21 protein-coding genes are annotated in these 19,975 nt (G+C 69.4%); 5 read left to right on the top strand and 16 right to left on the bottom strand.

Going from position 1 to position 19,975, the window contains the following annotated elements; genetic code table 11:
• Positions 1 to 3: 3 nt before the first annotated feature.
• The 9 genes from rpsC to ACYP53_RS11650 form a co-directional block, all read right to left on the bottom strand.
• Entirely contained in the window at positions 4 to 828 is an 825-nt protein-coding gene (rpsC, locus tag ACYP53_RS11690) for a 30S ribosomal protein S3 (RefSeq protein WP_030393298.1), read from the bottom strand.
• The gene (gene rplV, locus ACYP53_RS11685; protein ID WP_030055822.1) at positions 828 to 1,175 is read right to left on the bottom strand and encodes a 50S ribosomal protein L22; all 348 of its coding nucleotides are present in this window, start codon (positions 1,173 to 1,175) and stop codon (positions 828 to 830) included. The genes rpsC and rplV overlap by 1 nt, the downstream gene beginning before the upstream one ends.
• Positions 1,176 to 1,232: 57 nt before the next feature.
• A complete protein-coding gene (gene rpsS / locus ACYP53_RS11680; RefSeq protein ID WP_030055821.1) occupies positions 1,233 to 1,514 on the bottom strand; it encodes a 30S ribosomal protein S19 in 282 nt (93 codons plus the stop codon).
• 11 nt (positions 1,515 to 1,525) lie between these two features.
• Complete coding sequence (rplB, locus tag ACYP53_RS11675; protein WP_030393297.1) at positions 1,526 to 2,362, bottom strand: 50S ribosomal protein L2; 837 nt, start codon at positions 2,360 to 2,362, stop codon at positions 1,526 to 1,528.
• A gap of 43 nt (positions 2,363 to 2,405) precedes the next feature.
• Positions 2,406 to 2,726, bottom strand: a complete 321-nt coding sequence (gene rplW / locus ACYP53_RS11670) for a 50S ribosomal protein L23 (protein WP_030055819.1) — start codon at positions 2,724 to 2,726, stop codon at positions 2,406 to 2,408.
• The gene (rplD, locus tag ACYP53_RS11665) at positions 2,726 to 3,403 is read right to left on the bottom strand and encodes a 50S ribosomal protein L4 (RefSeq protein ID WP_189916065.1); all 678 of its coding nucleotides are present in this window, start codon (positions 3,401 to 3,403) and stop codon (positions 2,726 to 2,728) included. The genes rplW and rplD overlap by 1 nt, the downstream gene beginning before the upstream one ends.
• Positions 3,404 to 3,408: 5 nt before the next feature.
• Positions 3,409 to 4,056: a 50S ribosomal protein L3 gene (gene rplC, locus ACYP53_RS11660; protein WP_189916064.1), complete on the bottom strand. Its 648-nt coding sequence runs from the start codon at positions 4,054 to 4,056 to the stop codon at positions 3,409 to 3,411.
• A gap of 14 nt (positions 4,057 to 4,070) precedes the next feature.
• Entirely contained in the window at positions 4,071 to 4,379 is a 309-nt protein-coding gene (gene rpsJ, locus ACYP53_RS11655) for a 30S ribosomal protein S10 (RefSeq protein ID WP_012785157.1), read from the bottom strand.
• 393 nt (positions 4,380 to 4,772) lie between these two features.
• Positions 4,773 to 6,500 (bottom strand): hypothetical protein, encoded by a 1,728-nt coding sequence (locus ACYP53_RS11650; protein ID WP_459647355.1) that lies wholly within the window; start codon positions 6,498 to 6,500, stop codon positions 4,773 to 4,775.
• A gap of 475 nt (positions 6,501 to 6,975) precedes the next feature.
• On the opposite strand from ACYP53_RS11650, the gene ACYP53_RS11645 reads away from it, so the two are divergent.
• Positions 6,976 to 8,232, top strand: coding sequence for an acyltransferase family protein (locus tag ACYP53_RS11645; protein ID WP_459647354.1), 1,257 nt, complete (start codon positions 6,976 to 6,978; stop codon positions 8,230 to 8,232).
• 22 nt (positions 8,233 to 8,254) lie between these two features.
• On the opposite strand, the gene ACYP53_RS11640 is transcribed toward ACYP53_RS11645, so the two are convergent.
• From ACYP53_RS11640 to rfbB, 5 genes are all read right to left on the bottom strand, one after another.
• Entirely contained in the window at positions 8,255 to 9,847 is a 1,593-nt protein-coding gene (locus ACYP53_RS11640) for a hypothetical protein (protein ID WP_459647353.1), read from the bottom strand.
• 93 nt (positions 9,848 to 9,940) lie between these two features.
• On the bottom strand, positions 9,941 to 10,327 hold the full coding sequence (locus ACYP53_RS11635; protein ID WP_459647969.1) for a DUF2304 family protein: 387 nt from the start codon (positions 10,325 to 10,327) through the stop codon (positions 9,941 to 9,943).
• 5 nt (positions 10,328 to 10,332) lie between these two features.
• Positions 10,333 to 11,022, bottom strand: a complete 690-nt coding sequence (locus tag ACYP53_RS11630; RefSeq protein ID WP_459647352.1) for a glycosyltransferase family 2 protein — start codon at positions 11,020 to 11,022, stop codon at positions 10,333 to 10,335.
• Positions 11,023 to 11,100: 78 nt separating this feature from the next.
• Positions 11,101 to 12,447 (bottom strand): lipopolysaccharide biosynthesis protein, encoded by a 1,347-nt coding sequence (locus ACYP53_RS11625; protein WP_459647351.1) that lies wholly within the window; start codon positions 12,445 to 12,447, stop codon positions 11,101 to 11,103.
• Entirely contained in the window at positions 12,447 to 13,421 is a 975-nt protein-coding gene (rfbB, locus tag ACYP53_RS11620) for a dTDP-glucose 4,6-dehydratase (RefSeq protein WP_459647350.1), read from the bottom strand. The genes ACYP53_RS11625 and rfbB overlap by 1 nt, the downstream gene beginning before the upstream one ends.
• Positions 13,422 to 13,535: 114 nt before the next feature.
• On the opposite strand from rfbB, the gene rfbA reads away from it, so the two are divergent.
• Genes rfbA through ACYP53_RS11600 form a run of 4 tightly spaced genes read left to right on the top strand, consistent with a single transcriptional unit; the run spans position 13,536 to position 16,942 of the window.
• Entirely contained in the window at positions 13,536 to 14,411 is an 876-nt protein-coding gene (gene rfbA / locus ACYP53_RS11615; RefSeq protein WP_459647349.1) for a glucose-1-phosphate thymidylyltransferase RfbA, read from the top strand.
• Positions 14,408 to 15,007, top strand: coding sequence for a dTDP-4-dehydrorhamnose 3,5-epimerase family protein (locus tag ACYP53_RS11610; RefSeq protein WP_459647348.1), 600 nt, complete (start codon positions 14,408 to 14,410; stop codon positions 15,005 to 15,007). The genes rfbA and ACYP53_RS11610 overlap by 4 nt, the downstream gene beginning before the upstream one ends.
• A gap of 43 nt (positions 15,008 to 15,050) precedes the next feature.
• On the top strand, positions 15,051 to 15,947 hold the full coding sequence (locus ACYP53_RS11605) for a glycosyltransferase family 2 protein (protein WP_459647347.1): 897 nt from the start codon (positions 15,051 to 15,053) through the stop codon (positions 15,945 to 15,947).
• 50 nt (positions 15,948 to 15,997) lie between these two features.
• On the top strand, positions 15,998 to 16,942 hold the full coding sequence (locus ACYP53_RS11600; RefSeq protein WP_459647346.1) for an NAD-dependent epimerase/dehydratase family protein: 945 nt from the start codon (positions 15,998 to 16,000) through the stop codon (positions 16,940 to 16,942).
• 66 nt (positions 16,943 to 17,008) lie between these two features.
• Here ACYP53_RS11600 and ACYP53_RS11595 read toward each other — a convergent pair whose 3' ends face one another.
• On the bottom strand, positions 17,009 to 17,485 hold the full coding sequence (locus ACYP53_RS11595) for a GtrA family protein (protein ID WP_459647345.1): 477 nt from the start codon (positions 17,483 to 17,485) through the stop codon (positions 17,009 to 17,011).
• Positions 17,486 to 17,532: 47 nt separating this feature from the next.
• Positions 17,533 to 19,935, bottom strand: coding sequence for a hypothetical protein (locus ACYP53_RS11590; protein WP_459647344.1), 2,403 nt, complete (start codon positions 19,933 to 19,935; stop codon positions 17,533 to 17,535).
• Positions 19,936 to 19,975: the final 40 nt, after the last annotated feature.

Genomic DNA, 19,975 nt, shown 5'->3' with positions numbered 1-19,975 from the left:
CGGTCAGGCCTCCGTTCCGGTGTTCTCGGCAGCCGGAGCCTCGGCGACCGGGGCCGCGGGGGCCTCGGAAGCGGCGGGGCGACGGCCACGGCCACCGCGCTCGCCACCACGGCGCTCGCCACCGCGGGCGGGACGACCACCCTCGGGACGGGCCGGGCGGTTGCCCGAGCGGGCAGCGGCGTTCTCAGCGCGGACCTCGGCGATGTTCTTGACGTCGCCCTTGTAGATCCAGACCTTCACGCCGATGCGGCCGAAGGTGGTCTTGGCCTCGAAGAAGCCGTAGTCGACGTTCGCGCGCAGGGTGTGCAGCGGCACACGGCCCTCGCGGTAGAACTCCGAACGGCTCATCTCGGCGCCGCCGAGACGACCGGAGCACTGGACCTTGATGCCCTTGGCGCCGGACTTCATGGTGCCCTGCATCGACTTGCGCATGGCACGACGGAAGGAGACGCGGGAGGACAGCTGCTCCGCGACGCCCTGAGCCACGAGCTGGGCGTCCAGCTCGGGGTTCTTGACCTCGAGGATGTTCAGCTGGACCTGCTTGCCGGTCAGCTTCTCGAGGTCGCCGCGGATGCGGTCGGCCTCGGTGCCACGGCGACCGATGACGATGCCGGGGCGGGCGGTGTGGATGTCGACGCGGACGCGGTCGCGGGTGCGCTCGATCTCAACCTTCGAGATGCCGGCGCGCTCCATGCCCTTCGTCATCATGCGACGAATGGCAACGTCTTCCTTGACGTAGTCCTTGTACAGCTTGTCGGCGTACCAGCGGGACTTGAAGTCCGTGCTGATGCCGAGGCGGAACCCGTGCGGGTTAACCTTCTGGCCCATTACCGGGTCCCTTCCTTGCTGCTGACGACCACGGTGATGTGGCTGGTCCGCTTGCGGATCCGGTAGGCGCGGCCCTGGGCACGCGGGCGGAACCGCTTCAGGGTCGGACCCTCGTCAACGTACGCCTCGCTGATGACGAGGTCGTCCACGTTGGAGTGGTTGTAGTTGTGCGCGGCGTTGGCAATGGCGCTGTCGAGCACCTTGCCCACCGGCACGGTGGCGGCCTGCGGAGCGAAACGCAGGACGGCCTGGGCCTCCGTGGCCGGCAGGCCACGGATGAGGTCCACCACGCGGCGGGCCTTCATGGGCGTGACGCGGATGTACCGCGCCTGGGCCCTGGCTTCCATGGTTGTCCCCTTAATGGAGTAAGTCATTGAGTCGGTCTGGCGGTGAAGCTCAGGCGACTAGCGACGCTTCGACTTGCGGTCGTCCTTGACGTGGCCGCGGAAGGTGCGGGTCGGAGCGAACTCGCCCAGCTTGTGGCCGACCATCGACTCGGTGACGAACACCGGGACGTGCTTGCGACCATCGTGAACCGCGATCGTGTGGCCAAGCATGGCCGGGAAGATCACGGAGCGACGGGACCAGGTCTTGATGACGTTCTGGGTACCCGCCTCGTTCTGCGCGTCCACCTTCTTGAGAAGGTGGCCGTCGATGAAGGGGCCCTTCTTGAGACTGCGCGGCATCTGACCTGCTCCTAGCGCTTCTTGTTGGTCTTGCGGCGGCGCACGATGAGAGCGTCCGACGCCTTCTTCGGGCGACGGGTACGACCCTCCTTCTGGCCCCACGGCGAGACCGGGTGGCGACCACCGGAGGTCTTACCCTCACCACCACCGTGCGGGTGGTCGATCGGGTTCATGGCCACACCACGCACGGTCGGGCGAACGCCCTTCCAGCGCATACGGCCGGCCTTGCCCCAGTTGATGTTCGACTGCTCGGCGTTGCCGACCTCGCCGACGGTCGCGCGGCAGCGCGCGTCCACCAGGCGGATCTCACCGGAGGGCATGCGCAGGTGCGCCATCTTGCCCTCACGCGCCAGCAGCTGGATGCCGGAGCCGGCGGAGCGGGCCAGCTTGGCACCGCCGCCGGGACGCAGCTCCACCGCGTGGATGGTGGTACCGACCGGGATGTTGCGCAGCGGCAGGTTGTTGCCCGGCTTGATGTCGGCGCCAGCGCCGTTCTCGATCCGGTCGCCCTGCGTGATGCCGCGCGGCGCGATGATGTAGCGCTTCTCGCCGTCCGCGTAGTGCAGGAGCGCGATGCGCGCGGTGCGGTTCGGGTCGTACTCGATGTGTGCGACCTTCGCCGGCACGCCGTCCTTGTCGTGACGACGGAAGTCGATCACGCGGTAGGCGCGCTTGTGACCGCCACCCTGGTGGCGAACGGTGATCCGACCGGCGTTGTTACGGCCGCCCTTGCTGTGCAGGGGGCGAACCAGCGACTTCTCCGGCGTGGACCGCGTGATCTCTACGAAGTCGGCCACGCTGGAGCCACGACGGCCCGGCGTAGTCGGCTTGTACTTGCGGATGCCCATTTGGCTCTCTCGTCCTCGTCCTTATCGACGATCACGATCTCCGTTAGGAGACCGGACCACCGAAGATGTCGATGCGGTTGCCCTCGGCCAGCGTCACGATGGCGCGCTTGGTGTCCTTGCGCTTGCCAAAGCCCGTCTTGGAGCGCTTGCGCTTGCCCTGACGGTTGATCGTGTTGACAGCCTCGACCTTGACCGAGAAGACCGCCTCGACGGCCTGCTTGATCTGGGTCTTGTTGGCGCCCGGCGACACGATGAACGTGTACTTGTTCTCGTCGAGAAGGCTGTAGCTCTTCTCGGAGATGACCGGCTTCACCAGGACGTCACGGGGGTCCGTGAACGTCTTGCTCGTGATCTCTGCAGCCATCAGGCGGCGCTCCCTTCGAGCTCGCCCTCAGCAGCCACGGCCTTGGCGGACGCGGCGGGACCCGCCACGAAACGCTCGAAGGCGGCCTGGGTGAAGACCACATCGTCGGAGACGAGCACGTCGTAGGTGTTCAGCTGACCGGCGTCCAGGATGTGAACGTGCGGCAGGTTGCGGGCGCTCTTCAGACCCAGCTCGTCGGCACGCTCGACGACGAGGAGGATGTTCTTGCGCTCGGTGATCTTGCCGAACAGACCCTTGGCGGCCTTGGTCGACGGCGCCTCGGCCGCGACCACGTCGGTGACGACGTGGATGCGGTTGTGGCGGGCCCGGTCGGTGAGCGCACCGCGCAGGGCGGCGGCGATCATCTTCTTCGGGGTCCGCTGCGAGTAGTCGCGCGGCACGGGACCGTGCACGACGCCACCGCCGGCGAACTGCGGCGCACGGGTCGAGCCCTGACGGGCGCGGCCGGTGCCCTTCTGGCGGTACGGCTTCTTGCCGCCACCGCGGACCTCGCCACGAGTCTTGGTCTTGTGGGTGCCCTGACGGGCCGCAGCGAGCTGCGCCACGACGACCTGGTGCATCAGCGGAACGCTGACCTTCGCGTCGAAGATCTCGGCCGGCAGCTCGAGGCTGCCGGTCTTGTCACCCGAGGGCGACAGGATGTCAATGGTGCTCATATCCTTCACAGCCCCTTCGCCGCGGTGCGGACGAGGACGAGGCCGCCGTTCGGGCCCGGGATCGCACCCTTGATAAGGAGCAGACCCTTCTCCGCGTCGACCGCGTGCACGGTCAGGTTCTGGGTGGTCACACGCTCGTGACCCATCCGGCCGGCCATCTTCAGGCCCTTGAACACGCGGCCCGGGGTGGCGCAGCCACCGATGGAACCGGGCGAACGGTGCTTGCGCTGCACACCGTGACCAGCGCCGAGACCACGGAAGTTGTGGCGCTTCATGACACCGGCGAAGCCCTTGCCCTTGGAGGTGCCGGTCACGTCGACCTTGACACCCGCCTCGAACAGCTCGGCGGTGATCTCCTGGCCCAGGGTGTACTCGGACGCGTCCGAGGTACGGAGCTCGACCAGGTGGCGGCGCGGGGTGACACCGGCCTTGGCGAAGTGGCCCGCGAGGGGCTTGTTCACCTTGCGGGGGTCGATCTCGCCGAAGCCGATCTGGACGGCGTCGTAGCCGGCCGGGCTGTCGGCGGTGTGGACCTGGGTCACGACATTGGGCCCAGCCTTGACGACGGTCACCGGGACGACCCGGTTGTTCTCGTCCCAGACCTGGGTCATGCCGAGCTTCTCGCCCAGGATGCCCTTAATCTGCTTAGCCATCTTCGGTGCGCCTCTCAGAGCTTGATCTCGATGTCGACGCCAGCCGGCAGGTCGAGACGCATCAGCGAGTCAACCGTCTTCGGCGTGGGGTCGAGGATGTCGATCAGACGCTTGTGAGTACGCATCTCGAAGTGCTCGCGCGAGTCCTTGTACTTGTGCGGCGAGCGGATGACGCAGTACACGTTCTTCTCAGTGGGCAGCGGCACCGGGCCCGCGACCTGCGCACCAGTACGGATCACCGTCTCGACGATCTTCTTCGCCGAAGAGTCGATGACCTCGTGGTCGTAGGCCTTGAGCCGGATGCGGATCTTCTGTCCCGCCATGGCTACTCAGTAGTCCTTTGTCCTTAGTCACTGCACGACGACCCTCCGACCCCCGCGCTCGGGCGTGTCGCCGTCGCGCTTGCAAAAAACCAACGAATCACTTCGTCGGTTTCGAGATTTCGGGGTGGGGGTGCCGGGTCGAGACCCCGCTCACGCTTCCCGGAAGATTCCCGTACTTTCGCCCCGCAGCTGCCGTGGCGTAGAACTCACGCTTGACGGCCATCACGGGAACGACGAGTACATGGGACTCGCTTCCGGTCCTCCCGGCGGGAGGCGCGCAGCATCGGCACTCAACCGAGCAACTTGGACATACTGCCACATGGAGCAGCCCGGATGCCAATCGGGGCCGGTGAGGTGCTCCTCACCGGCCCCGACGGGGTGATCCTGCTGGTCTCAGCCCTTGCGCCAGAGCACCCAGCCGTGCTCCCTGCTGAACTTCGCGACGTGCCAGCCCGGCAGCGGCTTGGCCCAGGTCGACTCCGGCGCGACGTCCTTGCCGAGCACCAGCAGCACCGCGGTGGCCTTCTCCGGCGGGGTGTTGCCGGCCTTCACGTTGTCGGTCCAGACCCGGCCCCAGTAGACCTCGAAGGCCAGCGACATCCGGGCGTCCCAGTCGAGGTCCCAGTCGAGCACCACGCTGTCGTTCCTGCCGAGGCCGGCTTCCTTGGCCAGACCCACCGCCTGGTACTGGCGGAACTTGGCGTGCGGCTCGGAGACGTTGTCGGTGATGCTGACCGTGGCGTAGGCGGCGAACAGCGTCACGCAGCCCACCACGGCCGCGACCACCTTCCGCCCGCCGGCGAGCCGCAGCAGCAGACAGGCGGCCAGCACCGCCAGCGCGCCGAAGGTCGTCCGGGCCATGTGCAGGCCGTCCCAGGACGAGGCCAGGAACATCGCGTCCGGCACGGTCCACGGACTGGCCCAGAGCTTGAGCGCGGCACCCGCGTACGCGCTGACCGACACCTGGATGACCACGATCACCACCGCGCCGATCACCGCCAGCCGGAGCAGCCGGCGCTTGCCCGCCCGGAACAGCACGGCCAGGCCGACCACCAGGAACAGCGGCACCAGCACCGCGCAGTACCGGGCGTACACCCAGTTGTCGACCCGGTCGTTGTCCGCCAGGCCGGCCGCGGAGGCCAGCGCGGTGCCGAACAGCATCGCGACCATGGTGAAGGCCACCACCCGCTCGGCCACCGAGAACCGGCGCCGGAACACGACCGCCACGCACAGCACCAGGGCGATCGCCCCGAAGCCGTACGTCGAGGTCGTGAAGTACCAGAGCTGCCCGAAGGTGCGGGCGATTATCGTCCCGAGGTACCGGCTGTCCTCGAGGTTCTCGAAGACCTTGTTGCCGACGGTGCTCGGCGGCACGTCCTTGAACTGGTTCTCGACGAAGCCGGCCAGCAGTTTGGCCCCGAGGACGGACACCCCGAGCCCGCCGATCCCGGCCAGCGAGGAGAGCCGCGGCGCCCAGCCGAAGCCCAGCACCACCACCAGGGCCAGCGCGGTCAGCGCCACCACCACGCCGCCGCGGTCGTGGGTGGCCATCGAGTAGCCGGCCGCCAGGCCCATCCCTGCCGCGTAGAACGATCGACGGCGCAGCGAGCCGGGCGAGAGCCAGCCGTGCATCGCGACCAGCCAGGCCAGCAGGAGCACCGGCAGGACGGTGTCCGACATGACGAACTGGGAGTAGAAGATCACCGGTGGCACCAGTGCCACGGCCGTCGCCGTCAGGTACGCGTGCGTCCGGGACAGGCCCAACCGGCGCGCGGCCACGAAGGCCAGCGGGAAGACCAGCGCGTTGAGCACCGCGTTGATGCCCATGATCAGGTGGTACGCGGTCGCCGGGTTGTCGGCGATCCGGAACGCCGGCGAGATCAGCAGCGGGTACCCGCCCGGGATCACCACCCCGACCGGCATCTCGGTGGTCGGGCGACCGGCCAGCACCCGGGCGATCACGAGGTACGAGTCCTCGTCCGCGTGCACCGACGGGAAGTAGTTGTGGATCGAGAGCGCCAGTCGGAACACCGTCTGCGCGAGGTAGCCGAGCAACAGGACGAGCGGCCAGAACCATCGGTGCGCGGCGAGCGTCCGCAGGCGGTCGACCCCGCGGGACACAGCCGTACGGGAGCCCCCGCCTGACCGTCCCGCTTCGACACCGTCGGGCGCGGTGAGCTGCTGCACGTTACCTACTCCCCTTGTCTGGCAAGCCCTTGTCGCGGCGCAGGACCGGGTCGGCCGCCGGCTTCGCCCGGACGGCGCCGTCGGGGTGTCGCGGGCGCCCGCCCCCGGGCGGAACCATCGTCCACGAACGAGCTGCTTCCGGGCCCTGACCGGGCCACCGGACGTTGCGATGATGCCACGCTCGCGCGCGCGGATGCCAGTGAACCAGGGGCCGCGCCAGGCCGTTTTCGCCCGTGTCGACCCATTGCGGAGCAAGGGCCCGATTAAAGGTTCATCAAATCGAGACCTGCCGAACCCCGAAAGGCAACGGGCCGGAACACCCATTTGCTCAGTGAAATTCGTATGAGACCATGCACACTGCTCTTTACATATGGCTGGATGTTAATAAGGCGCACAGGAGCCGCTCCCGATGGTCACACAGCGCGGCCGCACCGCTCGCCCGTACTCGACGCTCGCTAGCAGCTGGAGCAGCGTGAACGGCATGGGTGCTCTTCGGCTGTTGATGGCGGTAGCCGTCATCTTCTCCCACGCTCCCGGGCTCGCCCACGGCGGCGATTACCCCGGCATTCATTTCAGCCGGGGCCAGACCAGCCTCGGCCCCATGGCCGTCTGCGGCTTCTTCGTGCTGTCGGGCCTGTTGATCACCCGTAGCGCGCGGCGGCTCAGCCTCGGCCGATTCATGTGGCACCGCCTGCTGCGCATCATGCCCGCCTTCTGGTTCTGCCTCCTGGTCACCGCGTTCGTGGTCGCGCCGCTCCTGGCCCGCCGCGAGCACATGAGCATGTCGACGCTCTTCAACCACCCGACGGGGCCGATCGGCTACCTGCTCTCCAACTGGAGCTTGGGCATAGACCAGTGGGGCATCGCGGACCTGCTGAGCAAGAACGTCCACCCGTACGCCCTGGACGGCTCCCTCTGGTCACTCGGGCTGGAGATGCTCTGCTACCTCACGGTGGCCGCGCTCGCCGCGATCGGCGTGCTGAAGCGGGCCCGCTGGTTCGTCCTGGTCCTGGTCCTGGGCGCCTACGTCCATCTGGTGCTGCTCGCCTTCGACTACCCCCACCTCCAGGCGCCGTTCTACGCGCCGGTGCACAAGGTCTGGACGCTCCCGCTGATCGGCTGGGTGAGCGCGGACCAGCTCATTCCGCTGATGTTCATCTTCGGTCTCGGCGCGGCCGCCGAGCTCTACCGGGAGCGGCTGCCGATCAACGCGCCGCTCGCGGTCCTCTCGCTGGTCACGGTGGTGGTCACCGCCCGGTACGGCGCCTTCGTGATCATCGGCGTGCCGGCCTTCGCCTACCTGATCCTCTGGTGCGCGCTGCGTGCGCCCCGGCCGATCACCCGCATCGGTTCCCGGGCCGACCTCTCGTACGGCATCTACATCTACGGCTACATCGCCCAGCAGTGCCTGACGGCCTACGGCTGGAACCGCTGGGGACTGGCCGCGTACAACGCGATCACCGTGGTGCTCACGGTGATCGCGGCGGCCTTCTCCTGGTACGTCGTCGAGAAGCCCGCACTGAAGCTGAAGAACCTGGGGTACGACGACCTGCACAGGCTGCGCCTGCGGCTGTTCCGTCGCCGCGCACCGCAGGCTCCCGCGGCCGAGCCCCTGCCGGCACCTCAGGCGGCCGACGAGCGGATGGACAGCGGCTCACTCCGCTGAGCCGCCGCCCTCCCCGGCCGGGCTACTTGGTGCAGTGCCCGGCCGGCGCGAAGCGGGGGCAGGTACCGCCGGGCGTCTGCTGCGTGTGCGCGTTCCACGCCATCTGACCCCAGGTGTTGCGCGAGGGATCGGCCGGCATGAACTTGTCGATCGTCGCGGACCCCGCCATCGAGAACACCAGCGCGAGGCCGCACAGCACCGCACCGCTGATCCGCACACCCGGGACGGCCGCAGCGCCCGCAACGCCCGCAGCCCCTGCGGCCTCTCCCGCCGACGCCCGCCGTGCCAGCACCCGGCGGCTCAGCAGGTAGCCCGCGAGGCCGCACAACACCAGCAGGCAGTACAGGAGTTCGGCCGAGGTCCGCGGATAGAGCTGCACCGCGTTGTCCCGCTCCATGTGCGAGGCGAACCAGTAGCGCAGGGCGAAGACACCGAGCACCGAGCAGGCCGCCACCTGGACCGCCGGGTGGTCCGAACCGCTCCACAGGGCGATCACCAGACCCACCACCAGGACGATCGCGAACACCCCGACACCCGCGAGTTCACCGGGCGGCGGCCAGAATCCGGCGGTCGCCGGGCCGGGCATGTCGCCCTGCCACATCGCGAAGTAGGCCGGGTCGATCATGGTGTCGAAGTACATGTAGGTGTCCGGCGTGCCGGAGTTCGACAGCAACCGGACCAGGTACGTTCCGGCCAGCAGCAGGAAGGCGCCGGTGGCCCCCCCGAGGACGGCCAGGGCCCGCCACAGCGCGGGTCGGCCCCCGCGGACCGCCTTGACCAAGGTGATGGTCAGCGCCGCGAACACACCCGGCGCCGACCAGACGAACCAGCCCGAATACAGCAGGAAGAGCACGGCCAGCAGCACTCCGTATCCGGCGCCGATCAGCAGCGCGGTCCACGGGGAGCGCCGGGCCGCGGCCAGGAGGCTGGTCATGAGGCGGGCGATCAACGGGATCAGCACCAGCAGCACCACGTCGGCGTACGGCTTCACGGCGTTGATGATCGGATAAGCCGCCACCACGCCGACGCCCAGCGCCCACAGCGGCGGGAGGATCAGCCGCCAGGCCAGATAGACCGCCGGACCGGCCAGGGCCACCAGCAGCAGGGTGAGGATCTTCAGCGCGGCGCCCGGCTGACCGGGGTTGAACGTCTCGGTCCACCAGGCGAGCAGGTGCGGGAAGATCGGCGGGTAGACGTTCGAGATCGGCTTGCCCTCCAGCAGCCCGACCGCCCAGACCTGGACCTGCCCGGCGTCACCGCGGTTGCCGTTCAGCGGCCAGGGCGTCCCGTGCAGAGCGACCGCGATCCCACCCGCGTACAGCCCGGTCGCCAGGCCGGCCAGGGAACCGCAGGCGATCCGCAGGCCCAGCGCCCGAGCACCCAGCCGGACGGCCGTCCACCAGATCACGGCTATCAGCACGAAGGCCAGCAGGAACCTGAACTGCAGCGCGGCGAGCCCGCTCACCTGGCCTATTCGGGTCATCGGGTTGACGTCGACGGCCATCCCGGCCCAGGTGAATCCCAGCGCCGCGACGATTCCCGAGCCTGCCTCGACCCCCGCCTGAGCAACCCGCCGGAGGTCGACCGGCCGGGACTCGATGCTACTGGCAGACATAGTCCTCGATCTTCCGAATTGAGATGTGAAAAACCGGGCGTGCCCGAGAACTCGGCACGCCCGGAAGGCAGATGCGCTAGTCGGTGACGACCGTCACTCCGGAGCCCCGGACGAGCCGACCTTGGCCGGCTCCTCACCGAAGCGCTCGTTGTTGACGCGCTGGCCGTCGTTCACCGCGACGGTGCGGGCCAGGTCGGTGATCTTCTTCTCCAGCGAGCGGAAGCGCATGAAGGTGTTCAGCGTCATGAACGCCATCCCGACCACCAGCAGGTAGAGCACCAGGTCGGTGCCACGGCCGACGCCGAGCAACTCCGCGAGCTTCTGCACGTCCTGCGGACGCAGCACGGCGAAGACGTTGGCCACCACGAAGGCGAAGAACGCCATCCGCTTCCAGGCCCGGGTGTGCGCACGGTCCCAGTTCCGCACGAACATCAGGACGAGGGTGCCCGTCCCGATCAGCAGCACCAGCTGGATCCACATGTACTTCACTTGCGGCCACGCTCCCGGAGCGAGATGTCGAAGAGGATGTTCACACCGTTGATCAGCGACTGGCCCTTGGAACGCGAGTACTCGGTGTAGAGGATGTCCACCGGCACCTCGGTGACCCGCAGGTCGGAGGAGGCCAGGAATCCGACGATCTCCGAGGCGTGGGCCATGCCGTTCATGGTGATGCGGAGCTGCGCGGCCGCCTTGCGGTTGATCACGCGCAGGCCGTTGTGCGAGTCGGTCAGGTTGAGCTTGCGAGCGGTCGGACTGATCGTCGCGGCGGTCCGCAGGACCACGCGCTTGATCCACGGCACCTCACCGGTCTGCTCGATGAAGCGGGAGCCGAGCACGACGTCCGCCTCGTCGGCGCGCAGCAGGGCGACCATCTTCTCGACGTCGTGGGTCTGGTGCTGGCCGTCGGCGTCGAAGGTGGCGAAGTACTGCGCGCCGGGCTGGTTCAGCGCGTACCTCAGACCGGTCTGGAGCGCCGCGCCCTGACCGAGGTTGACCGGGTGCTGCACCAGGTGCGCGCCGGTGGTCCGGATGGTCTCGGCCGAGTTGTCCGTACTGCCGTCGTCGACGACGACGATGTTCGGGAAGACCTTGCGGGCACCCTCGATCACGTCGGCGACGACGGTCCCCTCGTTGTAGGCCGGGATGACCAGCCACACGTCGTCATACTCGGACATCAGGGCTCCATGCCGCGTGGTGCGGCCGCGGGGTGCGCGGCGGGGTGGGTTGGTGGTGCGGGGCCCGCAGCGGATCGGTCACAGCGAATCCACCAGGGAAGAGCGATCGGACTGGGCCGCCTCGTCCGTGGCGACGGACGGCTTCCGCAGGAAGGTGAGCCAGAGTGCGGTGACCATGCAGACGACCGCAGCCAGCGAACCCATAGTGTAGGCGAGGCAGACACGGGTGGCGATCGGCCCAGGTACCAGCGTGGTCACGATCAGCGCAACAGTTCCCACCGCCCAGCCGAGCAGTTGGAGTCGGTGGCGGTGCAGGACCAGCAGTGCCTGCCCGAGGACCATCGCCAGCATGTAGCAGAGCGTGCCCGCCGACATCCAGAGGAAGTCCAGCGAGCCGAGCACATCGTCCGCCTTGAAGAGCACCTGGATCAGCCAAGGGCCCAGGAAGGTGGCGGGAACCCCGCCGGCCAGCCCGAGCACGGTCACCACCACGGAGGTGCGGCCGAGCAGCTTCGAGAAGCCCGCGCGGTCGCCGGCCGCAGCGGTGCTCGACAGGCCGGCCAGCAGCGAGGCCTGCAGCGAGCCGAAGACGAACAGCGGGACACGGGCCAGCACGACCGCGTTCAGCAGGCCGGCCACCAGGGCCGCGTTGTCCGGGGCCAGCAGCTGGGTGCTGACCACCGCCGCGTTCACCACGACCTGGGAGAGCAGGGTCGAGAAGATCAGCGGGGCCAGGCCGGAAGCGACCGTGGACAGCGCGATCGACTCGCCGGCCCGCAGCCCGCGCAGGAGACCGGCGGTGACCACCACCGAGATCAGCGGGGCGATGGTCAGGATCAGCGCGAAGACCAGCGGCGAGTGCACGTGCGCGACGGCGCAGCCGACCGCGATCGCGATCCGCAGTGCGCCGTCCACCGCCAGCTGAGTGCCGTACGCGCCGAAGCGGCCGAGGCCGGCGAGGACACCGCGGCTGACGTTGCCGGCCGCCATCGCGACGAAGGCCGCCGCCAGCGCGACGACCATGTCCTTCCGGCCGTCGAAGAAGGTGTCGGCGATCGGACGGACCGCGACCGCCATGCCGACGGTCAGCACGGCGAGGACCGCGACGGTGATCGCCAGCACCCGGCGCAGTACGGGCAGCACGCCCTGGCCGCCGACCACCCGGGCGGCCACGATCCGGGTGAGCTCCTGCTCGACCGGGAAGAAGAGCCCCAGGCCGACCGACATCAGGATCGTCCAGAGCAGGGAGACGGCCGCCATCTGCGGCTTGTCGAGGGTGTAACCGGCCGCCATCAGGTGGATGTAGGAGGCGGCCCCGAGCAGCACGGTCCCCCCGATCACCAGTTGGGTGCCCGGGGGGAGCGCGCTGAGCAGCTTCGTCAGCGGTGAACGGCGTCCGGTCGCCGTGCTGCCCTGGTCGTCCATTACTGCTGCGCGGCCCTCACCTTGAGCGGCTCCCACCAGGCGCGGTTCTCGCGGTACCAGGCGATGGTCGAGGCGAGGCCCTCCTCGAAGGTGACCTGCGGCTCGTAGCCCAGTTCCTCGCGGATCTTGGTGATGTCCAGCGAGTAGCGCAGGTCGTGGCCCTTGCGGTCCTCGACGTACTCGACCATGTCCCAGCCGACGCCGGCCGCGTCCAGCAGCAGGCCGGTCAGCTCCTTGTTGGTGACCTCGGTACCGCCACCGATGTTGTAGACGTGACCGGCCCGGCCCTTGCGCAGCGCCAGGTCGATGCCGCGGCAGTGGTCCGAGACGTGCAGCCAGTCGCGGATGTTGCCGCCGGTGCCGTACAGCGGCACCTTCTTGCCGTCGATCAGGTTGGTGGTGAAGAGCGGGATGACCTTCTCGGGGAACTGGTACGGCCCGTAGTTGTTGGAGCACCGGGTGACCACGACGTCCATGCCGTGGGTGCGGTGGTAGGCCAGGGCGAGCAGGTCCGAGCCGGCCTTGGAGGAGGAGTACGGGGAGTTCGGCGCGAGCGGCCACTCCTCGGTCCAGGAGCCCTCGGTGATCGAGCCGTAGACCTCGTCCGTGGAGACGTGGACGAAGCGGCCGACGCCGTGCTTGCGAGCGGAGTCCAGCAGGACCTGGGTGCCGACCACGTTGGTCATCACGAACGGTCCGGCACCCGCGATCGAGCGGTCCACGTGGGACTCGGCGGCGAAGTGCACCACCGCGTCGTGGCCGGGCATCACGGCGTCGACGGCGTCGACGTCGCAGATGTCGCCCTGGACGAAGGCGTAGCCGGGGTGATCGGCCACCGGCGCGAGGTTCTCCTCCACGCCCGAGTAGGTCAACTTGTCGAAGACCGTGACGCGGGCCGCGGGATTCCCCGACAGCAGCGCGCGCACGAACTGGGAACCGATGAATCCGGCGCCGCCGGTGACGAGGATGCGCATAATGCGGCCGAGTATAGTGCGCGGGACCCCGAGCCTCGACCGTCGGGCCCTTGCGCGGCAAGGGGCCAACGCCTGATTGCCGCCGCGTTCCCGGGGCCACGTAAGGTGTGCGCCATGCGCGGCATTCTTCTCGCGGGCGGCACCGGCTCCCGCCTCTGGCCCCTGACCCGGGCCGTTTCCAAGCAGCTCCTCCCGGTCTTCGACAAGCCGATGATCTACTACCCGCTCTCCACGCTCATCATGGCGGGGATCCGCGAGATCCTGATCATCACCACTCCGCAGGACCGTGAGCAGTTCGAGCGGCTGCTCGGCGACGGCTCCCAGTTCGGGCTCGACCTCCAGTACGCCGTCCAGGAGCGCCCCGAGGGCATCGCCCAGGCCTTCGTGCTCGGCGCGGACTTCATCGGCGACCAGCCGGTCGCGCTGATCCTCGGCGACAACATCTTCCACGGCAGCGGCCTCGGTACCCGGCTCGCCCAGCGCACCGACCCGCGCGGCGGCATGGTGTTCGCCTACCCCGTGGCGGACCCGAAGGCCTACGGCGTGGTCGAGTTCGACGAGGACGGCCAGGTCATCTCCATCGAGGAGAAGCCGGAGCAGCCCAAGTCCCGCTACGCGGTGCCGGGTCTGTACTTCTACGACAACCGTGTCGTGGAGATCGCCCGGACCATCACCCCGAGCGCCCGCGGCGAGCTGGAGATCACCGCCGTCAACGAGGCGTACCTGAAGAACGGTGAGCTGCAGGTCACCGTGCTGGACCGCGGCACCGCCTGGCTGGACACCGGGACGTTCGTCTCCATGGTGCAGGCCTCCGAGTTCGTCCGGGTCATCGAGGAGCGCCAGGGCTTCAAGATCGGCTGCGTCGAGGAGGCCGCCTGGCGCGCCGGCTTCGTGACCGCCGACCAGCTGCGCGAGCTCGCCGAGCCGCTGCTGAAGAGCGGGTACGGCCAGTACCTGCTGAGCCTTCTCGACGAGGAGGCCGCCCGATGAAGTTCCGCGAACTGTCCATCGAAGGCGCCTGGGAGATCACGCCCCAGCAGCACGGCGACCCGCGCGGCCTCTTCATGGAGTGGTACCGCTTCGACGCGCTCGCCGAGGTGGCCGGGCACCCGCTGCGGATGGCCCAGGCCAACCTCTCGGTGTCCGCCAAGGACGTCGTGCGCGGCATCCACTTCGCCGATGTCCCGCCCGGGCAGGCCAAGTACGTCAGCTGCGTGCGCGGCGCGGTGCTCGACGTGATCGTCGACATCCGCGTGGGCTCCCCCACCTTCGGCCGCTGGGAGTTCGTCCGGCTCGACGACGTGGACCGCCGCTCGGTCTACATCTCGGAGGGCCTGGGCCACGGCTTCTGTGCGCTGACCGACGACGCCACCCTGTCCTACGTCTGCTCGGAGACGTACAACCCGACCGGCGAGCACGCCGTGCACCCGCTGGACCCGGACCTGGCGATCGAGTGGCCGGCCGAGGTCCCGCAGCTGTCGGCCCGCGACGAGGCCGCTCCCTCGCTGGCGCAGGCCCTGGAAACCGGCCTGCTGCCGAAGTACGACGAGTGCCTGAAGTTCCGCCGGTCGCTCAGCGGCCAGTAGCCTTCCGCCGTCCCTGCTACCCGAAGAACCTGGTGCGCCGACCATGACAACTCTTGACATCATGCTGCCCTACTACGGCAACGTCGCGCTGATGCAGGCCGCCGTACGCAGCATCCTGGCCCAGAGCGACCCCAACTGGCGGCTCACCGTGGTGGACGACGGCAAGGAGCCGGACGTCCCCGGCTGGTTCGCCCAGCTCGGGGACGACCGGGTCTCCTACCAGCGCAACGAGCAGAACCTCGGGGTGACCGGCAACTACCGCAAGTGCCTCGGCCTGGTGCGCGAGGACAACTTCGTCATGATGGGCACCGACGACATCATGCTGCCGGACTACGTCGCCACCGTCCGGTCGGTGCTCAAGGACAACCCCGACATCGGCATGATCCAGCCCGGCGTGCAGGTCATCGACGGCGACGGCAAGCCCACCGATGGCCTGGCCGACCAGGCGAAGAAGCGGATCTACGCCCCCAAGGTCAACGGCCGCAGGCTGATGGGCGGTGAGGAGCTGGCCACCAGCCTGCTGCGCGGCAACTGGCTGTTCTTCCCGTCCATCTGCTGGCGCACCGAGGCCGTGCGGGCGGCCGGCTTCCGGGACAACCTGGAGGTCACCCAGGACCTCGCCCTGGTCATCGACCTGCTGCAGACCGGCGAGCAGATGATGATCACCGACACGACCTGCTTCCAGTACCGCCGGCACGCGGTGAGCATCTCCTCGGCGCAGGCGTTCACCGGCGTCCGGTTCGAGGAGGCCAACCGCTTCTTCCGGGACGTCGCCGACCGCCTGGACCGGCACGGCTGGCCGAAGGCCGCCAAGGCCTCGCGGCTGCACCTGTCGTCCCGGATCCACGCGCTGACGATGGTCCCCGGCGCGGTCAAGAACCGGAGCGGCGAGGGCACCAGGACCCTGCTGCGGCACGTCGCCGGCAACGACCGCTACTGAGAACCACCGCACCCCCGAACCAAACGATCCCGGAACCAGAGGCCATGGCCGTGAGCAGCTCAGACCTTCCCCGCATCGCCGTCCTCGGCGGCACCGGCTTCATCGGGCGCACCATCCTCGGCGTCCTGGACGAGCGGGGCCACCACCTGCTCACCATCGCCCGCAAGCAGCCGGCCGAGCCGCTGCCCGGCGAGTTCGCACGGCTCGACCTCACCCACGACGCGCCCGCCGAGCTCGCCGCCCTGCTGGCCGAGCACCGGATCGACGTGGTGATCAACGCGGCCGGCGGCATGTGGGGCCTGACCGACGAGCAGATGGTCGGCGCCAACGTCGGCATGGTCGGCAAGGTGCTGGAGGCGCTGCGGACCATGCCCGCCGCGCCCCGCCTGGTCCACCTCGGCACGGTGCACGAGTACGGCCTCTGCCCGATCGGCGTCAGCCTGGGCGAGGACTCCGAGCCGAAGCCGTCCATGGTCTACGGACAGCTCAAGCTGCGGGCCACCGAGCTGATCGCGGACGCCGTCCGGACCGAGGGCCTGGACGCCGTGGTGCTGCGGCTGGGGAACGTGGTCGGCGCCGGCCAGCCCGGGCACAGCCTGCTCGGCGTGATGGCCGGCAAGCTCGCCGCCGCCCAGGCCGCCGGCACCACCGCCGAGCTGGCGCTCCAGCCGCTCACCGCCCAGCGGGACTTCGTCGACCTGCTGGACACCGTGGACGCCATCGTCGCCGCGATCCCGAGCCACCCCGACTCCCCCGCCGTACTCAACGTCGGTCTGGGCAAGGCCAGTTCTGCCCGCGAACTGGTCGAGATGCTGATCGAGGTCAGCGGTGTCCCGGTGGAGATCACCGAGGTCCCGGCGCCGGACGGCAGCGGCCCGGAGACCGAGTGGCAGCAGCTCGACATCAGCGCCATCGAGCACACGCTCGGCTGGAAGCCCCAGCGCAGCCTGCGCGAGGCCGTCCGCGCCCTGTGGGAGGCCGCCTCGGCCGGCTGACGGCCCCGGGTACGAGTCGGCCCCGGCCCGCACACCGCGGACCGGGGCCGACTCGTACCCGCGCGCTCAGGGGCGCTTGAACACCCAGACCTTCATCAGCAGGAACCGGACCACCGTGGCCAGGCCGTTGGCGACGACCAACCCGCCGACCTCGACCACCTTGGAGGCGTTCGGCGCCGCCATGTCGAGGAGCGCGAGCACGCCCGCGCTCAGCGCCAGGCCGATCACGAAGGCGACGGCGCCCTGGAGCTGGTGCCGCAACGCGCCGTCGGTCCCGGTGATGCCGAAGGTGAACCGACGGTTGGCCGCCGTGTTCGCGACGGCGCTCACCGCGAGCGCGATCAGGTTGGCCGCCTGCGGGTCCACGAAACGGCGGGCCACGATGTAGAGCCCGAGGTAGAAGAGGGTGCTCAGGACCCCGATGGCCAGGAAGGACGGGAGCTGGCGCTTGACCGTCGGCTCGCCGGACCGCTGCGCCGTACGCGGCGGCTCGGTCGGCGGGGACGACTGGGACGGCTGGGTCGACTCGTCGGTGGGAACCATGGGGGCGTCCATTGATCGGCTGGGCGGGTCGGAAAGGATCGGGCCGGTCATGAGAGCTCGAAAACGGCCATCGGACCGTTGTCGTAGACCGGCTTCGCGAGGCTCTTCAGGAGCGGGGACTCCGGTGCGACCTTGCGGTTCACCACCAGGTAGCGCACGTGGTACTGGCTGTGCAAGCGCAAGAGGATCTCCGGCGTCGGCTGGTAGAAGGCGTCCTCGTTGAGGTGGTAGAGCGGAAGGTCCCAGAAGGTGCCGGTCCCCTCGGACAGCAGCCGCGGGGAGTACGCCCACCCCTCCACCAGGACGGATCGTTCCGAGTAGGCGCTCAGCGCGAAGGAGAGCGTGTTGTAGCAGCCTTCGCCGGGAACGGCGAAGTCGTTCTCCGACCGACAGTGCTGGTTGGTCGCCAGTACGTCCGACGGCCGGCTGTGCTCCCGCACCCAACGCGCCGCCTCGACCTGGCTCGCCGGCAGCGGCCAGCCCGCCCAGGCGCCGTGCCTCGACTGCTCGACATCGAGCAGCAGGGTCGGTGCCCCGGCCGTGAGCACGGCGGTGAGCAGCACCACGCCGCCTCGCCGGCGCAGCGCGGGCACCCATCGCCCGGCCTGCCGCCAGAGCAGGCCGCACACCAGGGCCACGGTCGCCAGCGCGGCCGCCGCGACCAGACCGGGCAACAGGTCGCTGTACGATGCGCCACGGTCGGCGTCGCCGAACAGACGGCGGGCGAACGCCGCCCAGCGGCCCGACCAGTGGCGGATGGCGTAGGTGAGGACCGCGACGAAGACGAGCGTGCCGACCGCCAGAACGGCCTTGGCCCGACGCGTCAGCGCCGCACGCTCGAACACCTCGCAGTACCCCGCGGCCGAGAGCAGCACCCCGAAGGGCAGCCCGGCGAGGGTGAAGTAGCTGGCGTTGAAACCGAAGACCACGAGGTAGACGGCGGGTCCCGCGATGGCGCCGCCCAGGACGAACCACTGGACGGCGTCCAGCTTGAGACGGCTGCGCCAGAGCAGCGGGACGAGCCCGGCCGTCTTCAGCTGGTGGTTGAGCAGGAAGGCCGCCATGGTGGCCGCCATGACCGCGGCCTGCGCGGTCGTCGACCTCGTGTGCTGCGGGTCGGCCCAGTACGCCTTGACGTTGCCGAACGGGACGACCTGCAGCCCGTAGCTCTCGAACCGGAACAGAACCGCCGTGGCGAACAGCTGCGCGACCGCGAGGATCGCGCCGAGCCCGACGACGGTCCACGGGATGCGCCGGGTGGTCAGGAGCACCAGCAGCCCAGCGAACGCCGCACCGGCGAGCGTCACCGGGAGGGAGCTCGCCTTCGCCGCGCTGGACGCCACCGCGAACAGGCCGACCAGCACGAAGGCGCCCCCGCCGATGGCCGGGATCCGGCTCTCCGCGGATTCCCCCACCGCCTCTGTCCGGGAGACCCGGGCTGTCCGCAGCACCTCACCGGCGACCCCGATCAGGGCCATCAGCAGTGGCTGGCTGTACGTGAGCGAGAGGCTCGCCCAGGACATCAGCGGAACGGCGGGAGCCCCGAAGGTCCAGTTCCCGATGGTGTTCGGGTAGCCGACGTTGAACTCTCCGATCCCGAACACCAGCAGCGCCGCCACGGGGCCGGCCCAGGCACGACCGGTGAGGCGGTGCGCCACCACTGCGGTGATCACCATCGCGAGCGCCGCCAGGGCGGGCACCATCAGGCGCATCTCGACGACCGGGAGGTCGATGTGCCCGACCATGCCGGTCATCGCCATGTGGACGAAGGTGAACCAGTGGTAGTGCAGCGGCTCGCCCGCGGCCTGCGGGAAGGTCAGCGGGAAGTCGTGCTTCGCGTTGCCCGCGAGCGACAGCAGATAGGGCAGGTCGATGTACTGCCGCGTGGTCTCGCTGGTCGGCAGGATCGGATTGGTCCGCAGGAACACCGCGTACAGGTAGACGCTGGTGATCGCCGCCGTGCCGGCGACCGACCACGCCCAACCCGTGGTGACCGGACGGTACCCGCGCGGGCGCCAGTGTTCGCGCAGCCGCGGAACCACCGCGAACGGGACGACCACGGCCAGCGGCCAGGCCACGGCTGCGGACTGCAGCCCGAGCGCCATCAGGACGGCCCAGGCGGCCAGTTCGAGGGCCAAGCCGGTGACCGCGCCGAACGCCAGGTCCTCCACGAGCGTGTGGGGGCGACGGCGCAACGCACGGAAGACCAGCGTGCCCGGGAGCAGGACGGCCCAGGCCGCGTAGAAGGTGTACCGGGCGATGTCGGCGATCGCGGTGTGCGACGCCAGCAGCACCGCGACCAGGACGGCGTACGCTGTCAGGGCCGGGAGGAAGCGCGACAGCGCCGCCACCCGGCCGTCCGGTGCGCCCTGGCCGCCCGCACCCGGCAGTCTCCCGGACCGCTGCTCGCGGGTCGCGGTGGCCGGTGCGGTGCTGTCAGGGCTCGCCATGGTTCTTCTCTCGTATCGGCTCGGGCGTCGGTGGCCCGGG

The sequence above is a fragment of the Kitasatospora sp. Ki12 genome, from assembly GCF_054601375.1.
Note: the sequence above shows the minus strand (reverse complement) of the source record. Positions and strands in the feature narration are given on the sequence as shown.

Bases quoted from the DNA above. Each gene is read 5' to 3' on its own strand.
- rpsC (WP_030393298.1), bottom strand. From the start codon at position 828: ATGGGCCAGAAGGTTAACCCGCACGGGTTCCGCCTCGGCATCAGCACG.
- rplV (WP_030055822.1), bottom strand. From the start codon at position 1,175: ATGGAAGCCAGGGCCCAGGCGCGGTACATCCGCGTCACGCCCATGAAG.
- rpsS (WP_030055821.1), bottom strand. From the start codon at position 1,514: ATGCCGCGCAGTCTCAAGAAGGGCCCCTTCATCGACGGCCACCTTCTC.
- rplB (WP_030393297.1), bottom strand. From the start codon at position 2,362: ATGGGCATCCGCAAGTACAAGCCGACTACGCCGGGCCGTCGTGGCTCC.
- rplW (WP_030055819.1), bottom strand. From the start codon at position 2,726: ATGGCTGCAGAGATCACGAGCAAGACGTTCACGGACCCCCGTGACGTC.
- rplD (WP_189916065.1), bottom strand. From the start codon at position 3,403: ATGAGCACCATTGACATCCTGTCGCCCTCGGGTGACAAGACCGGCAGC.
- rplC (WP_189916064.1), bottom strand. From the start codon at position 4,056: ATGGCTAAGCAGATTAAGGGCATCCTGGGCGAGAAGCTCGGCATGACC.
- rpsJ (WP_012785157.1), bottom strand. From the start codon at position 4,379: ATGGCGGGACAGAAGATCCGCATCCGGCTCAAGGCCTACGACCACGAG.
- ACYP53_RS11645 (WP_459647354.1), top strand. From the start codon at position 6,976: ATGGTCACACAGCGCGGCCGCACCGCTCGCCCGTACTCGACGCTCGCT.
- ACYP53_RS11640 (WP_459647353.1), bottom strand. From the start codon at position 9,847: ATGTCTGCCAGTAGCATCGAGTCCCGGCCGGTCGACCTCCGGCGGGTT.
- ACYP53_RS11635 (WP_459647969.1), bottom strand. From the start codon at position 10,327: ATGTGGATCCAGCTGGTGCTGCTGATCGGGACGGGCACCCTCGTCCTG.
- ACYP53_RS11630 (WP_459647352.1), bottom strand. From the start codon at position 11,022: ATGTCCGAGTATGACGACGTGTGGCTGGTCATCCCGGCCTACAACGAG.
- ACYP53_RS11625 (WP_459647351.1), bottom strand. From the start codon at position 12,447: ATGGACGACCAGGGCAGCACGGCGACCGGACGCCGTTCACCGCTGACG.
- rfbB (WP_459647350.1), bottom strand. From the start codon at position 13,421: ATGCGCATCCTCGTCACCGGCGGCGCCGGATTCATCGGTTCCCAGTTC.
- rfbA (WP_459647349.1), top strand. From the start codon at position 13,536: ATGCGCGGCATTCTTCTCGCGGGCGGCACCGGCTCCCGCCTCTGGCCC.
- ACYP53_RS11610 (WP_459647348.1), top strand. From the start codon at position 14,408: ATGAAGTTCCGCGAACTGTCCATCGAAGGCGCCTGGGAGATCACGCCC.
- ACYP53_RS11605 (WP_459647347.1), top strand. From the start codon at position 15,051: ATGACAACTCTTGACATCATGCTGCCCTACTACGGCAACGTCGCGCTG.
- ACYP53_RS11595 (WP_459647345.1), bottom strand. From the start codon at position 17,485: ATGGTTCCCACCGACGAGTCGACCCAGCCGTCCCAGTCGTCCCCGCCG.
- ACYP53_RS11590 (WP_459647344.1), bottom strand. From the start codon at position 19,935: ATGGCGAGCCCTGACAGCACCGCACCGGCCACCGCGACCCGCGAGCAG.